This is a genomic window from Nocardioides zeae, assembly GCF_030818655.1.
Classification (GTDB): domain Bacteria; phylum Actinomycetota; class Actinomycetes; order Propionibacteriales; family Nocardioidaceae; genus Nocardioides; species Nocardioides zeae_A.
The window spans coordinates 232,597-247,504 of the sequence record NZ_JAUTAN010000001.1; the positions used below are offsets into that span (position 1 = coordinate 232,597).

Below are 14,908 nucleotides of genomic sequence, written 5' to 3' on the forward strand. Positions count from 1 at the left end.
GGTTGAGCCCCGACCGGGGGCCTGCGACGATCGACGCCATGGACGCGATCACCACGCCGCCCACGCCCGTCAACGAGCCGAACCTCCACTACGCCCCCGGGTCCCCCGAGCGCCTCGCGCTGCTCGAGGAGATCGAGCGGCAGGAGTCCGAGCGCCGCGACCTGCGCGCGTACGTCGGGGGGTGGCGCACCGGCGGGGGCGCCGAGGTCGACGTGGTGCAGCCCCACGACCACGCCCACGTGCTCGGCACCTTCCGCTCCGCCACGCGCGCCGACGCGGAGGCCGCGGTCGCGGCGGCCCGCGAGGCCGCGCCCGGCTGGCGCGCGCTGTCGTTCGACGACCGGGCCGCGGTGATCCTGCGCGCCGCGGAGCTCCTCGCCGGCCCCTGGCGCCAGCGCCTCAACGCGGCGACGGTGCTCGGCCAGTCGAAGACGGCGTTCCAGGCCGAGATCGACGCCGCCTGCGAGCTCATCGACTTCTGGCGCTTCAACGTGCACTACGGACGGCAGATCCTCACCGAGCAGCCGATCGCGAACGCGCCGGGGATCTGGAACCGCACCGACCACCGTCCGCTCGAGGGGTTCGTCTACGCGATCACGCCGTTCAACTTCACGGCCATCGCGGGCAACCTGCCGACCGCGCCCGCCCTCATGGGCAACACGGTGGTCTGGAAGCCGTCGCCGACGCAGCAGCTCGCCGCGTCGCTCACCATGGAGCTGCTCGAGGAGGCCGGGCTGCCGCCGGGCGTCATCTCGATGCTGCCGGGCGACGGGATCGAGGTCTCCGACGTCGTGCTGCCGCACCGCGACCTCGCGGGCATCCACTTCACGGGCTCGACCCCGACGTTCCAGCACCTGTGGCGCACCGTGGGCGACAACATCGCGGGCTACCGGTCCTACCCCCGTCTCGTCGGCGAGACCGGCGGCAAGGACTTCGTGCTCGCGCTCCCGTCGGCCGACCCCGACGCGGTGCGCACCGCGCTCGTGCGCGGCGCGTTCGAGTACGCCGGCCAGAAGTGCTCCGCCGCCTCGCGGGCGTACGTCGCTCGCTCGGTCTGGGAGCGCCTCCGCGAGCAGCTCGTCGCGGACGTGGACGGCCTCGCTGTGGGCGACCCGACGAACCTCTCGAACTTCCTCGGCGCCGTCATCGACGACCGGTCGTTCGCCAAGCAGAAGGCCGCGATCGACCGGGCGCACGCGACTCCGGGTCTCGACGTCGTCGCCGGCGGCACGTACGACGACAGCACCGGGTGGTTCGTCCGCCCGACCCTCGTCGTGGCGGACGACCCGACCGACGAGATGTTCCGCACCGAGTACTTCGGGCCCGTGCTCGTGCTGCACGTCTTCGAGGACGGCGACGCCGAACGGGTGACGGAGCAGCTCGAGGGATTCGCGCCGTACGCGCTCACGGGTGCGGTCTTCGCGCGCGACCCCCGCGAGGTGGCGCGGGCCAGCGCGACGCTGCGGTTCGCGGCCGGCAACTTCTACGTCAACGACAAGCCCACCGGAGCGGTCGTCGGGCAGCAGCCCTTCGGCGGCGGGCGGGCGTCGGGCACCAACGACAAGGCGGGGGCTGCGTCCAACCTGCTGCGCTGGACGAGCCCCCGCTCGATCAAGGAGACGTTCGTGCCGCCGACGGACCACCGCTACCCCCACCAGGGGTGAGCGGCGCCGCGTCGGCGCGCGTGATGGTGCTCAGCCCTCGGCGCGGGCCAGCCACGCGCGGCCGGCGCGGTTCTCGGCCTTGAGGGCCTTGACGAGCATGTCGCCGATGAGGCCCTCGATCTTGCCGCCCACCAGCGGGATGGAGACCTTGATCTCGAGGTCGACCGTCTCGACCGTGCCGCCGTCCACGCTCTTCAGCGTGGCCGTGCCCTTCATGTCGCCGGGCTTGCCGGGGATGGTCACGTGCACGTCGGCCTGGTCGCCGGTCCAGGTCTCGCGCTGGTCGATGACGATCTCGTCGCCGACGAACTTCTTCGCGAACGAGGGGATGCCGGCTGCGGGCTGCACCGTCTCGAGGTGCACCTTCGTGCCCTGGATGTCGACGGTGGAGCGGAGGGCCCGCTGCTCGGTCGCGACGGTGCGTCGGAACTCCTCGTCGAGGAGCATCGCGCGGACGTCCTCGATGGGGGCGTCGTAGGTGAGGTCGTGGGAGATGCGCTTCGCCATGGGCGTCATCATGGCGCACGGTCCCCAGCGCCGTCCCCCGTCCCGTCCCCAGCGCCGCGCGCGTCCCTTGTCCGGGCTCGCCGGGCGACCCTAGGGTCGCAGGGTGGCGACGACCCTGGACGGCAGGAACCTCGACCGGAGCAAGACCGACCTGGTGGCGGAGGCGGCCGACCACGCCCGGTCGCGCTGCGCCGCGCTCGGCGTGGACCCGGGGGACGTCGACGGGCTCATGACGGCGTACTTCCGCCACGTCGCCCCCGAGGACATCCTCGACCGCTCGCCCTCGGACCTCTACGGGGCGTTCGCGTCCCACCGCCGACTGGCGCAGACCCGCGCGGCGGGCGAGGCGGTGGTGCGGGTCAGCACCCCGGCCGCGGCCGAGAACGGCTGGACCGCGGGCGGTCACACGGTCGTCGAGGTCGTCACCGACGACATGCCGTTCCTCGTCGACAGCGTGACGATGGAGCTCGACCGCCAGGGACGCGACGTCCACGTGGTGCTCCACCCCCAGCTGCTCGTGCGGCGGGACGCGACCGGTGAGCTGCTCGACGTGCGGGCCGTCGAGGAGGGCACCGCACCGGCACCGGGGGAGGACGAGGTGCCCGGCCCCGACGACGGGGGCGAGGTGCTGCGGGAGTCGTGGATCCACGTCGAGATCGGCCGCCTCGCGAGCGACGACGGTGACGACGACCCCGAGGAGATCCGTGCTGCGGTGCTGGCCGTGCTCGCCGACGTGCGCGCCGCGGTCGCCGACTGGCCGGCCATGCGGGACGCCGTCGAGCAGGTGGTCGCCGACCTGCGCGAGCGCCCGGACGAGACGGCCCCCGGTGTCGACGGCGCCGAGGTGCGCCGCGGCGCCGACCTGCTGGACTGGCTCGCGGACGACCACTTCACCCTGCTCGGCTACCGCGAGTACGTGCTCGACGCCGACTCCCTCGAGGTGGTGCCGGGCACGGGGCTCGGCATCCTCCGCGAGCCCGCGCCCGGCGACCCGCCGCCCGCGCCACGCGTCGCGGGCGGGTCGGGACGGCTCACCGAGGAGGTGCGGGCGCGCCTCCGCGAGCCCCACCTGCTCGTGCTGGCGAAGGCCAACTCCCGGGCCACCGTGCACCGCCCGGCCTATCTCGACTACGTCGGCGTGAAGACGTTCGCCCCCGACGGCACCGTCACCGGCGAGCGCCGCATCCTCGGGTTGTTCTCCTCCGCGGCGTACACGGAGTCCCTCACCCGCATCCCGCTGCTGCGGGACAAGGCGCAGGCGGTGCTCGACGCCCTCGGCTTCGCACCGTCGAGCCACGCGGGCAAGGCGCTCCTCGACACCCTCGAGAACTTCCCGCGCGACGAGCTGTTCCAGACGCCGGTCGCCGAGCTGACACCGATCGCGCAGGCGGTCATGTACGCCCGCGAGCGTCGGCGGGCCCTGCGTCTGTTCGTGCGCCGCGACACCTACGGGCGCTACCTGTCCGTGCTCGTCTACCTGCCGCACGACCGCTACTCCACGACGGTCCGCGAGCGCTTCACGGCGGTGCTGCGGCAGCGGCTCGACGCGGGGGGCATCGAGTACGCGGTGCGGCTCTCCGACGCCGCGATGGTGCGCGTCCACTTCGTGGTGCGTCCGCGGGAGGGCATCGCGGTGGCGCCCAGCGACGCCGCGCTGGTGGCCGACCTCGAGCACCGCTTCGACGAGGCCGCCCGGTCGTGGCGCGACGACCTGCGCGCGGCCCTCATCGCGGGCCACGGCGAGGTCGACGGGGCGCGGCTCGCCCGCCGCTACGGCGCGGCGTTCCCGGAGGCCTACAAGGAGGACTTCGACGCCCGCACGGCCGCCTCCGACATCGGTCGCCTCGAGCAGGTACGCCGCGACGCCGCCACCCACGGGGGTGTCGACGTGGCGCTGCACCAGCCGGTCGACGCCGCGCCCGGCGAGGCCCTGCTGAAGATCTTCCGCATCGGGCCGCCCATCTCCCTGTCCACGGTGCTGCCGATGATCTCCTCGATGGGCGTCGAGGTGCTCGACGAGCGGCCCTACGAGCTCGAGGGCCTCGACGAGCCGTCGTGGGTCTACGAGTTCGCGCTCCGCCACGACGGCCCCGTGCCCTCCGCGGCGGTGGAGCTGTTCGGCAGCGCGCTGCGGGCCGTGTGGGACGGCCACGCCGAGGTGGACCGCTTCAACGCGCTCGTGCTGGGCGGCGGCCTGACCTGGCGACAGGTGAGCGTGCTGCGCGCCTACGGCCGCTACATGCGGCAGGGCGCCTCGCCGTTCTCCACGGGCACGATGGCCGACGCCCTGGCGGCGAACGTCGACATCACCCGCCTGCTCGTCGCGCTGTTCGACGCGCGCTTCGACCCCGACGCCGACGACGCGACGCGCGAGGAGACCCAGGAGGGTCTCGTCGGGCAGATCACCTCGGCGCTCGAGGAGGTCGTCTCCCTCGACCACGACCGCATCCTGCGGGCCTACCTCACGCACGTGCGCGCCACGCTGCGCACCAACTTCTTCCAGGAACCCGACGCGGGCGGGGTGCGCTCCCACCTGGCGCTGAAGCTGCGGCCCTCCGCGATCCCCGACCTGCCGGCGCCGCGGCCGGCGTTCGAGATCTTCGTGTACTCGCCGCGGGTCGAGGGCGTCCACCTGCGCTTCGGGTCGGTGGCCCGCGGTGGCCTGCGCTGGTCGGACCGGCGCGACGACTTCCGCACCGAGGTGCTGGGCCTCGTGAAGGCCCAGATGGTCAAGAACACGGTGATCGTGCCCGTGGGCGCCAAGGGCGGCTTCTACGCCAAGCGCCTGCCCGACCCGAGCGACCGCGAGGCGTGGATGGCGGAGGGGGTCGCGGCGTACCGCACCTTCATCTCCGGCCTGCTCGACGTCACCGACAACCTCGTCGAGTCGGCCGCGGGGCGGACGGTGGTGCCGCCGCAGCGGGTGGTGCGCCACGACGGCGACGACACCTACCTGGTGGTGGCTGCCGACAAGGGCACCGCGACGTTCTCCGACATCGCGAACGCGCTGTCGGCCGACTACGACTTCTGGTTGGGCGACGCGTTCGCCTCGGGCGGCTCGGTGGGCTACGACCACAAGGCCATGGGCATCACCGCGCGCGGGGCGTGGGTCTCCGTGCAGCGCCACTTCCGCGAGCTGGGTCTCGACACCCAGCACGAGGACTTCACCGTGGTCGGCATCGGCGACATGTCGGGCGACGTGTTCGGCAACGGCATGCTCTGCTCGCCCCACATCCGCCTGGTGGCCGCCTTCGACCACCGCGACATCTTCCTCGACCCGGACCCGGACGCCGCCGCGTCGTACGAGGAGCGGGAGCGCCTCTTCCGCCTGCCGCGCTCCTCGTGGCGCGACTACGACCGCGCGCTGATCTCGGAGGGCGGGGGCGTGCACCCCCGCACGGCGAAGTCGGTCCCGGTCACCGCGCAGGTACGCCGCGTGCTCGGCCTCCCGGACGACGTCACCTCCCTGCCCCCCCACGACCTGCTCCGGGCCATCCTCGCGGCGCCGGCGGACCTGCTGTGGAACGGCGGCATCGGCACCTACGTGAAGGCCGCCCACGAGTCGCACGCGGACGCGGGCGACAAGGCGAACGACGCCATCCGCGTGGACGGCGGCGACCTGCGGGTCCGCGTCGTCGGGGAGGGCGGCAACCTCGGCCTGACCCAGGGCGGCCGCATCGAGTTCGCGCGCACGGGCGGACGCCTCAACACCGACTTCATCGACAACTCGGCGGGCGTCGACACGTCGGACCGCGAGGTCAACATCAAGATCCTGCTCGACCGGGTGGTGGCCGCGGGCGACCTGACCGGCAAGCAGCGCAACGAGCTGCTGGCCTCGATGACCGACGAGGTCGCCGCGCTCGTGCTCCGCGACAACGACCAGCAGAACCGGGCGCTGGCCAACGCCGACGCCAACGCGCCGGCCCTGCTCCACGTGCACGAGCGCTGGATGCGACGGCTCGAGGGCGACGGCGTGTTCGACCGCGCGGTGGAGGGCCTGCCCGACCGCGCCGAGGTGCGCCGCCGCCTCGAGGCGGGGGAGGGGCTGAGCCAGCCGGAGCTCGCGGTGCTCATGAGCTGGACGAAGATCGTGCTGGCCGACGAGCTGCTCGCGTCCGACCTGCCGGACGACCCCTACCTGCGGGGGCTGCTCTACAGCTACTTCCCGACGCCGATGCGGCACCGGTTCCGGGCCCAGATGGACGTCCACCCGCTGCGTCGGGAGATCGTCGTGACGGCGGTGGTCAACCACCTCGTCAACACGGCGGGCATGACGTTCTGGCCCCGGTTGGCCGACGAGACCGGCGCCGGCCCGGCCGAGCTCGCGCGGGCGCACTTCGTTGCGGAGGAGATCTTCGGCGCCGTCGCGCTCCGCCGCGAGATCGAGGCGCTCGACAACCAGCTGGACGCGGCCGTGCAGACCCGCATGCGCATCGAGCTGCGCACCCTGGTCGAGCGGGCGGCCCGCTGGCTCGTGCTGCGCCGCTCCGACCGGGGAGCGGAGGGCGTCGTCGACTTCTTCGGGGAGCGCATCCAGCAGGTGCTCACGGGCGAGCCCGGACTGGCCGGGCTGCTCAGCGGGCGCGACCTCGCGGCGTACGAGCAACGGCGCGACGCGCTCCTGGAAGTGGAGGTGCCCCGCGACCTGGCGGAGCGGATCGCGGCGCTGCCGCCGTCCTACGCGCTGCTGTCGGTCGTCGAGACCGCCGCCTCGGAGGGCCTCCCGGCCGAGACGGTGGCCCGGGTGCACTTCGCGCTCGGCGAGCGGCTCGGGCTCTCCAGCCTGCTGGCGCGGATCCTGGCGCTCCCGCGCTCCGACCGGTGGGAGACGACCGCGCGGGCCGCACTCCGCGACGACCTCCACGCGGTGCACGCGCTGCTCACCGCCCAGGCGCTCGCCGTGTCGTCCGACGACGAGCCGGCACCGGCTCGGGTGGCGGCCTGGGAGGAGACGCAGCCGCAGGTCGTGGCGCGCGCGGCGAGCACGCTCGAGGAGGTGTGTGCCGAGGAGCCCGACCTGGCCCGGCTCTCCGTCGGGATGCGCGTCGTGCGCGGGCTCGTCGCGACGCCGAGCGGCGGGGCCGACGTGGCCTGAGGCCGGGTCGGCCTGGGGCCGGGTCGGCCTGGCCGGGATGGGCTGGGGCCGGGGTGGAGCAGGTTCGGGACCGGCGGCCCGGCCGAAGCCCCGAACTGGGACGTTGGTGCGGGTCCCGGGCCAGGCGGATCCGCCCCAGCCGCACATTTCGCGGCAGCGGCAGCGGCAGCGGCAGTTGATGGGGCCGGTCCGGGTCAGGTCAGGCTCGGCCCGACCGGTGCGCCGAACTGGGACGTTGGTGCACCCCGGGCTGCTCTCGGCCCGCCCCATCCGCACATTTCCGGTGATGGTGGTGGCGGCGGGGGTAGCCCCGGACCCGGGCGGGGCGCGGACCGGATCGAGCGGTCAGCGCCCCTCGAACCGCGGTGCGCGCTTCTCCACGAAGGCCGTCATGCCCTCGGCGGTGTCGGCCGTGCGGAACAGGGTGAGCTGGCCGAGGTTCTCCCGCTCCAGCGCCGGCTCGAGCTCCCGGAGGGTCGCGGCGTTGACGGCCTTCTTGGTGGCCGCGTAGGCCAGCGGCGCCCCGGCGGCGAGCGTCGCGGCCAGGTCGGCGACGGCCTCGGTGAAGCCCTCGGCGGGCACGAGGTGGCTGACGAGCCCCGCGGCGTGGGCGTCGGCGGCCGGGAGCCGCTCGCCGAGGAGCACCATCCGCAGGGCGCGAGCCCGGCCGACGGCGGCCGCGATGGTCGCGGTCGACCCGCCGTCGGGCATGAGCCCGATGCGGGTGAAGGTGAAGGCGAACGAGGCCTCGCTCGAGGTCACCTGCAGGTCGCAGGCCAGGGCGAGGGAGGCGCCGACGCCGGCGGCGACGCCGTTGACCGCGGCGACCACCGGCTTGTCGAGGCGGACGACGGCGCGGACGAGCCGGTTGGCCCGGTGCACGGCGTCGTCGTCGAACCCGTCGAGGGGCGAGTCCCCGGCCAGCGCGGCCCCCGAGCTGAACGCCTTCCCGCGCCCGGTGAGGACGACGACCCGCACGTCGTCGCGACCCACCGCGCGCTCCAGCGTCGCCGCGGTCGACTCGACCATCGCGGCGTCGAGCGCGTTGTAGGACTCCGGGCGGTCGAGCGTGACGGTGAGGATGCCCCGGGCATCGAGGTCGACCTCGACGCCCGGGGCACGGACGATCCACTCAGCGGACAAGGGACACCCCGGCGTCCTGCATCGCGGCGAGCGCCGCATCGGTGCTCTCCGGCGCGACGCCGGCCGTGAGCCCGGTCAGCACGCGGACCGTGAAGTGCTCCCGCACCGCGTCGAGCACGGTCGCCCGCACGCAGTGGTCGGTCGCGATCCCGCAGACGTCGACCTCCTCGACGCCCCGGGCCCGCAGCCAGTCCACGAGCGTGGTGCCGTCGTCGGCCGCGCCCTCGAAGCCGGAGTACGCCGCGTCGTACTGGCCCTTGAGGAACACCGCCTCCACCGCGGAGGTGTCGAGGTCGGGGTGGAACTCCTCGCCGCGGGTGCCGACCTCGCAGTGCACGGGCCAGGAGTCGACGAGGTCGGGGTTCTCCGACCAGTGGGCGCCCGGGTCGATGTGGTGGTCCTTGGTGGCGACGACGGCGTCGTAGCCGTGGTCGCCGGCGAGCAGGGCGGAGACGCCGGCGGCGACGGCCGCGCCGCCGGTGACGGCCAGCGAGCCGCCCTCGCAGAAGTCGTTCTGCACGTCGACGACGATCAGTGCTCGGGTCATGGGGTCCAGCCTTCCAGACGGGTGGGGTGGGTGCTCAGGACTGCTCAGGACTGGTAGACGGTCGGCAGCAGCGGCTCGCCGCGTGTCATCGACCGGGCGGCCATCGGGAGCTCCGCGAAGGCGGCGGCGTGGCGCTCGCGCGCGGCCTCGAGCGGCTCGCGCCCGACGACCTCGCCGCCGACGACCAGGTCGCGGTGCAGCGGACGGTCGGTCGTGCCGTCGCCGGGCTCCGGCTCGGCGTCGACCGCGATGACCTCGGCGACCGCGACGCCGTCCTGGAGGCGCCGCACCGCGCGCTTGCTGCCGCCGACCGAGAGCTTGTTGGTGCTCTTCTTGGCGACGGGCACCATGCGGCCCTCGTCGTCCTCGCGGGCGACGAGCTTGTAGACGAACGCGCTCGTGGGGTGCCCGGAGCCGGTGACGAGGCGGGTGCCCACGCCGTAGCCGTCCACCGGGGCGGAGGCCAGCGACGCGATGGCGAACTCGTCGAGGTCGCTCGTGACGATGATGCGGGTGTCGCGCGCGCCGAGGGAGTCGAGCTGCTCGCGCACCTCGACCGCCAGCGCGCCGAGGTCGCCCGAGTCGAGACGGACCGCGCCCAGCCTGGGACCGGCGACCTCGACGGCGAGGCGCACGGCCTCCCGCACGTCGTAGGTGTCGACGAGCAGCGACGTGCCGACGCCGAGGCTGGAGACCTGGGCGCGGAACGCGTCGGCCTCGGTGTCGTGGAGCAGGGTGAAGGCGTGGGCGGAGGTGCCGGTGCTCGGCACGCCGTAGCGCTGCCGGGCGGCCAAGTTGCTCGTGGCGCCGAAGCCGGCGACGTACGCCGCCCGCGCGGCCGCCACCGCGGCCTCCTCGTGGGTGCGCCGCGAGCCCATGTCGATGCAGGGGCGGCCGCCGGCCACGGCGGTCATCCGCGACGCGGCGCTGGCGATGGCGGAGTCGTGGTTGTAGATCGAGAGGAGCACGGTCTCGAGGAGGACCGCCTCGGCGAAGGCCGACTCGACCACGAGGAGGGGGGAGCCGGGGAAGTAAGCCTCGCCCTCGCCGTACCCCCGGACGTCGCCCGAGAACCGGTAGTCGGCGAGCCACGCGAGGGTCGCGTCGTCGACGACCCGCTCCTCGGCGAGGAAGTCGAGCGTCGCGGTGTCGAAGCGGAACGCCTCGATCGCCTCGAGCGCCCGGCCCACGCCGGCGACGACGCCGTAGCGGCGGCCCTCCGGCAGCTTGCGGCCGAAGAGCTCGAAGACGGAGCGGCGGTGGGCCGTGCCGGAGGCGAGCGCGGCCTGGAGCATGGTGAGCTCGTAGTGGTCCGTCAGCAGCGCGGTGGCCGGCGCCTCTGTAATAGTCATGATGACAATATAGGGGGTGGGGTGTTGCCCCGCAAGAGAGTCCCCGCCGCTGTGTCACGATGGGCGCGTGTCTGCTGCCAGCCCCGTCGAGGTCGAGCCGACGCTCACCCCGGACGACTCGCCGACCTTGGCGAGCCCGTGGGTCACGATCGTCTGGGACGACCCGGTCAACCTCATGAGCTACGTGACCTTCGTGTTCCGGTCCTACTTCGGCTACTCCACCGAGAAGGCCGAGGAGCTGATGCTCCAGGTGCACAACGACGGCAGGTCGGTGGTGTCCACCGGGAGCCGCGAGGCGATGGAGCGCGACGTGCAGGCGATGCACGAGTACGGGCTCTGGGCCACGATGGAGCGTGCCGAGTGACCGGCTTCACCCGGCACCGGAGGAGCGGCCGCGTCATCGCCGCGTTCACCGGCTTCGAGGCCGACCTGCTGCGCTCGTTGGCCGGGCAGCTGGTCGAGCTGCTCCGCAACGAGGCCGCCGCGCCCCGCGACCCGGTCGACCCGTTGGAGGCCATGCTCGACTTCGACGGTCCGACCACCGCGCCGGAGGACCCGGTGCTCGCGCGGCTGTTCCCCACGGCGTACCAGGACGACGAGGAGGCGGCGGCCGAGTTCCGGCGCTTCACCGAGGGCCACCTCCGCGACGGCAAGTCGGCGGCCGCCTGCCGCATCATCGAGGACCTCGAGGAGGCCGGGCTGCCCGACGAGCTGACCGAGGACGGGCTGATGATCGACGTCGAGCTCACCGAGGACGTCGCCGTCACGTGGATGCGCTCGTTCACCGACATCCGGCTCGCCCTCGCCACCCGGCTCGGTGTCGAGGACGGCGACGAGGCCCGGTGGATGGCCCTGCCCGACGACGACCCGCGGGCCCAGGCGCACGACATCTACGAGTGGGTCGGCTACCTCCAGGAGACCCTGGTCGGTGCCCTGACGCGCTGAGGGGCGGGTCGACCCCTCAGGCCGAGGATGCTTCGATGGGGTCATGCCCTTGAAGCGATCCGCTCGTGCCGCCGCCCTGGGCCTCGGGGCCGGGCTCGTGCTCGCGTCGACCGTCGCCTGCAGCGGCTCCGACCCCGACGACACGGCCGAGGAGTCCCCGTCCTCGTCCACGACCTCCGCGGCTCCCACGACGTCCGAGCCGACGGAGCCGTCCGGCTCCGCGACGACGGACCCCACCGGGAGCCCGGAGACCGCACCGCCCGACACCGCCTCGACGGGAGAGGCCCTGCCGCCCGTCGACGGTGAGCCCTGCACCGCGGACGTGACGCTGAGCGGTGCCGTCGCGTCGAGCTGGGAGGGGGAGGGCGTCGTCGCCGAGGACGGTGCCTACGGGCCGACGGTGACCTACCAGTCGACGCACGAGGACCACGGCGTCACGCTCGTCGCGGCCGGCGAGGGGTTCGACGCGGCGGCGTACCTGACGTCGGGCGACGCGTTCTTCGGTTCGGTCCCGGGCTCCGGCGACGTGCAGATCGACCCCGCGGGCGGGGGTGCCCAGGTGGACGTCGAGCTCGTGGCCCCCGAGCTCGAGGGCGACCCGGTGCGCCTCGTCGCGACCTTCACCTGCTGATGCCGGTCCCCGACTTCATCGCGGCGCTGCGCGCCCGCATCGGCACGGCCGAGCTGTGGCTCCCGGGCGTCACCGCCGTGGTGGTGCGTCCGGCGCCCCGTCCCGGCGCTCGCGAGGTGCTGCTGGTGCGCCGCTCCGACAACGGCGCGTGGACCCCGGTCACCGGCATCTGCGACCCCGGCGAGGAACCCGCCGTCACGGCCCGCCGCGAGGCGCTCGAGGAGACCGGGGTCGAGATCGTCGTCGACCGGCTCGCGCTCGTGCGGACGACGGGCCTCGTGGTCTACCCCAACGGCGACCGCAACCGCTACCTCGACCACACCTTCGCGTGCCGCTGGGTGTCCGGGGAGGCGTACGTCGCGGACGACGAGTCCTCCGAGGTCGGCTGGTTCGCGCTCGACGCGCTGCCGCCCATGACCGACGAGATGCGCGAGCGCATCGACGCCGGGGCCAGCGACGAGACCGCGGCGCGGTTCACGCGCTGACCCCGGCGTCCCCCGGTCAGGCGGGGAACGAGTTGCGGCTCTCGCTCACCGCGAGCGGGTCGTAGCCGGGCGTCTTGAGCATCTCGTGGAGGTGGCGGCGGCGGACGCCCATGTTGCCGCCGTCGTAGACGGGGAAGCACAGGACGTCCTGCATGATCGGCGCGATCGAGCTGCGGTCGCCGTAGGCGTCGACGCCGACGAGCCGCATCGCGTCGTACACGACCTGCACCGACAGCTCGGAGTTGTAGATCTTCGACATGTTCGACAGCTCGCGGTCGAGACCGCCCGTCTTGTCGAACTGGTCGGCGGCCTTCCACGCCAGGTAGCGGCCCGCCTCGATGCGGGTCTTGATGTCGGCCAGCATGTAGCCGGCGTTCTGGTGCTCGATGACCGGCACGGGCGCGCCGCGGGTCTCGGTGCGGAGGAACTCGTAGGCGATGTCGAACGCGGCCCGCATGCGGCCGACGCAGGCGGCGGCGATGCTCGAGCAGGTCCAGGAGAAGGCGCCCTTGACGAGGGCCATGCCCTCCTCGCCCGGCGTGCCGATCATGTTGTCGAGCGGCACCCGCACGTCGCGGAACTCGACGATGGGCGAGTTGGTCGCGAGGTGGCCCATCGTGTCGATCATGCCGGTGATCTCGACGCCCGGCGTCCCGCGCTCGACGACCACGACGGCGAGCGACTCGGCCGGCGGCTTGGACGGGTCGGTGCGACACACGACGCTGATCAGGTCGGCGCCGCGGTCGTCCCAGCCCGAGGCGTTGGTGGTGTAGGCCTTGCGACCGTTGATGACGAGGCTGTCGCCGTCCCGCACGGCGAAGGTCTGCACGCCGACGCTCGGGTCGGGGGAGTCGAAGTTGGCGGCGCCCGCGGCCTCGCTGAACGCGATCGCGCCCAGCGCCGGGCTGCCGTCGAGGAACGGGGCGAAGAACCGCTCCTTCTGCTCCGGCGTGCCGCCGACGACGATCGGGTAGAGCCCGAGCCCGGTGCCGAGCACCGCCGACGCGACGTTGACGTCGACCCGGGCCAGCTCCTCGCAGGCGAGGGCGAACTGCAGGTTGGTGAAGCGGCCGCCGCCGTTCTCGGCCGGCACCAGGCCCTTGACGAAGCCGGCGTCGACCATCTGCTGGTAGAAGGGCTGCAGCGCACGGAACCGGTCGAGCGGGTCGGCGAGGGGGGCGATCGCCTCGGGCACGCCGCTCAGCACCTTCTCGGCGAACTCGTGGGCCTGGGCCCGCAGGCCGAGCTCCTCGGGGGACAGGGTGAAGTCGATGGCCATGGTGGTGCTCCTCACAGTCGGTGACGGGGGTGTGAGGAATCCTGGGAGCGGAGAGCGGGGTGGCGCGCGAACGAGGGTGCACGCGACCTGGTACCTCCGTGCACGTCGGGGCGCGGCGCGCCGTGGGCGGTGTTCCGCGTGAGCGCGTGCGCCGACCGTCACGAAGACGTTGCACGGCCGTAGCGCGATCGCACCACCGTTTCGCATACTCGGAGACCGAAGGGAGGTCGCCGTGCGCACCTGGACGACCCTCGATCGGCCCGAGGCGGACCAGTACAGCTACTGGCGCGAGGTCGTGTGCGAGGCCTTCACGCCCCTGCGCCCCGCCGAGCGTGGCCACGCGGACCGCTGGTGCCGCGGGGGCCTGCCCGGCTGGGTCGCCAGCCGCTCCCTGGGGGCGGTGAACGCGGCGGAGGTCGCCAGCTGCGACCAGGTGATCCACCACGGCCGCCGCGAGGTCGGACGCGTGGAGCAGGAGGTCGCCTTCGTCAACGTCATGCTGGGCGGGCGCTGCGTCGTCGAGCAGGACGGCCGCCGCACGCTGTCGGGGCCGGGCACGTTCTCGGTCGTCGACGCCACGCGCCCGTTCCGGCTGGACTACCTCGACGAGTGGCGGACCCTGTCGTTCCGGGTGCCGGTCGGCGCGGTGCCGTCCGCGGTGCCGTCGGCGGTGCTCGCGCCGGCCACGGCCGTCACCTTCTCCGCGCGGCACGGGCTGTCGAGCGTGCTCGCGAGCACCCTGGACGCGATCTGGCGGAACGAGGAGCGGCTCGGCCCCGACGAGGCGGAGAGCGCGGGCGCCGCGGTGACCACGCTGCTCCTCGCCCTCGGTCCGTCGGCGGACGGCGCGGGACCGGCCGCCCTCGACGGCCCGGCCGCGGCCACGGCCCTGCGGCACCGGATCGAGGACCACGTGCGTCTCCACGTCGCGGACGCCGACGTGACCCCGCCCGCGGTGGCGGCGCACTTCGGCATCTCGCTGCGCAAGCTGCACCAGCTCTACGCCGGGACGGACGCCTCCTTCGGGCAGACCGTCATGCGCATCCGGGTCGAGCAGTGCGCGGAGGACCTGGTGCGCCGAGGCGGCGCGGGGTCGCTGACGGCCCTGGCCCACCGGTGGGGCTTCGCCGACCTCTCCCACCTCAACAAGGCGTTCCGGCGGCACGTCGGGTGCCGCGCGGCGGAGTACGCCGAGGCGGCACTTTCCCCGGTCGACCGGGGAACATGTCGCTTAGACCATCAACATTGATGGTCGAAGCG

Annotated in this window: 12 protein-coding genes; 7 read left to right on the forward strand and 5 right to left on the reverse strand. The window is 73.7% G+C overall.

Features of this window, described 5'->3' with window-relative positions; translation table 11 throughout:
- The first annotated feature begins 38 nt into the window (after nt 1–38).
- Nucleotides 39–1,664: an L-glutamate gamma-semialdehyde dehydrogenase gene (gene pruA / locus QE405_RS01030; protein ID WP_307198373.1), complete on the forward strand. Its 1,626-nt coding sequence runs from the start codon at nt 39–41 to the stop codon at nt 1,662–1,664.
- Nucleotides 1,665–1,694: 30 nt separating this feature from the next.
- Here pruA and QE405_RS01035 read toward each other — a convergent pair whose 3' ends face one another.
- Nucleotides 1,695–2,171 (reverse strand): DUF2505 domain-containing protein, encoded by a 477-nt coding sequence (locus QE405_RS01035; protein WP_307198374.1) that lies wholly within the window; start codon nt 2,169–2,171, stop codon nt 1,695–1,697.
- A 103-nt stretch (nt 2,172–2,274) separates the two neighbouring features.
- Here QE405_RS01035 and QE405_RS01040 point away from each other — a divergent pair, with 103 nt between their 5' ends.
- The gene (locus QE405_RS01040; RefSeq protein WP_307198375.1) at nt 2,275–7,266 is read left to right on the forward strand and encodes an NAD-glutamate dehydrogenase; all 4,992 of its coding nucleotides are present in this window, start codon (nt 2,275–2,277) and stop codon (nt 7,264–7,266) included.
- Between the two features lie 345 nt (nt 7,267–7,611).
- On the opposite strand, the gene QE405_RS01045 is transcribed toward QE405_RS01040, so the two are convergent.
- From QE405_RS01045 to QE405_RS01055, 3 genes are read right to left on the reverse strand one after another with little or no spacing between them, the layout of a single operon-like run.
- A complete protein-coding gene (locus tag QE405_RS01045) occupies nt 7,612–8,409 on the reverse strand; it encodes an enoyl-CoA hydratase-related protein (RefSeq protein WP_307198376.1) in 798 nt (265 codons plus the stop codon).
- Nucleotides 8,399–8,956, reverse strand: a complete 558-nt coding sequence (locus tag QE405_RS01050) for an isochorismatase family protein (protein ID WP_307198377.1) — start codon at nt 8,954–8,956, stop codon at nt 8,399–8,401. Before QE405_RS01050 ends, QE405_RS01045 begins: the two co-directional genes overlap by 11 nt.
- Before the next feature lie 44 nt (nt 8,957–9,000).
- On the reverse strand, nt 9,001–10,308 hold the full coding sequence (locus tag QE405_RS01055; RefSeq protein ID WP_307198378.1) for a nicotinate phosphoribosyltransferase: 1,308 nt from the start codon (nt 10,306–10,308) through the stop codon (nt 9,001–9,003).
- A gap of 67 nt (nt 10,309–10,375) precedes the next feature.
- On the opposite strand from QE405_RS01055, the gene clpS reads away from it, so the two are divergent.
- Genes clpS through QE405_RS01075 form a run of 4 tightly spaced genes read left to right on the forward strand, consistent with a single transcriptional unit; the run spans nt 10,376 to nt 12,369 of the window.
- Complete coding sequence (clpS, locus tag QE405_RS01060; RefSeq protein WP_444939675.1) at nt 10,376–10,672, forward strand: ATP-dependent Clp protease adapter ClpS; 297 nt, start codon at nt 10,376–10,378, stop codon at nt 10,670–10,672.
- Nucleotides 10,669–11,253, forward strand: coding sequence for a DUF2017 domain-containing protein (locus tag QE405_RS01065; protein ID WP_307198379.1), 585 nt, complete (start codon nt 10,669–10,671; stop codon nt 11,251–11,253). Before clpS ends, QE405_RS01065 begins: the two co-directional genes overlap by 4 nt.
- A gap of 43 nt (nt 11,254–11,296) precedes the next feature.
- Complete coding sequence (locus tag QE405_RS01070) at nt 11,297–11,884, forward strand: hypothetical protein (RefSeq protein WP_307198380.1); 588 nt, start codon at nt 11,297–11,299, stop codon at nt 11,882–11,884.
- Nucleotides 11,884–12,369 carry an NUDIX hydrolase gene (locus QE405_RS01075; RefSeq protein WP_307198381.1) on the forward strand — a complete coding sequence of 162 codons (486 nt, stop codon included), beginning with the start codon at nt 11,884–11,886 and terminating at the stop codon, nt 12,367–12,369. The genes QE405_RS01070 and QE405_RS01075 overlap by 1 nt, the downstream gene beginning before the upstream one ends.
- Nucleotides 12,370–12,385: 16 nt before the next feature.
- Here QE405_RS01075 and QE405_RS01080 read toward each other — a convergent pair whose 3' ends face one another.
- Nucleotides 12,386–13,648, reverse strand: a complete 1,263-nt coding sequence (locus tag QE405_RS01080) for an acyl-CoA dehydrogenase family protein (RefSeq protein WP_307198382.1) — start codon at nt 13,646–13,648, stop codon at nt 12,386–12,388.
- Between the two features lie 232 nt (nt 13,649–13,880).
- On the opposite strand from QE405_RS01080, the gene QE405_RS01085 reads away from it, so the two are divergent.
- Complete coding sequence (locus QE405_RS01085; RefSeq protein ID WP_307198383.1) at nt 13,881–14,897, forward strand: AraC-like ligand-binding domain-containing protein; 1,017 nt, start codon at nt 13,881–13,883, stop codon at nt 14,895–14,897.
- Nucleotides 14,898–14,908: the final 11 nt, after the last annotated feature.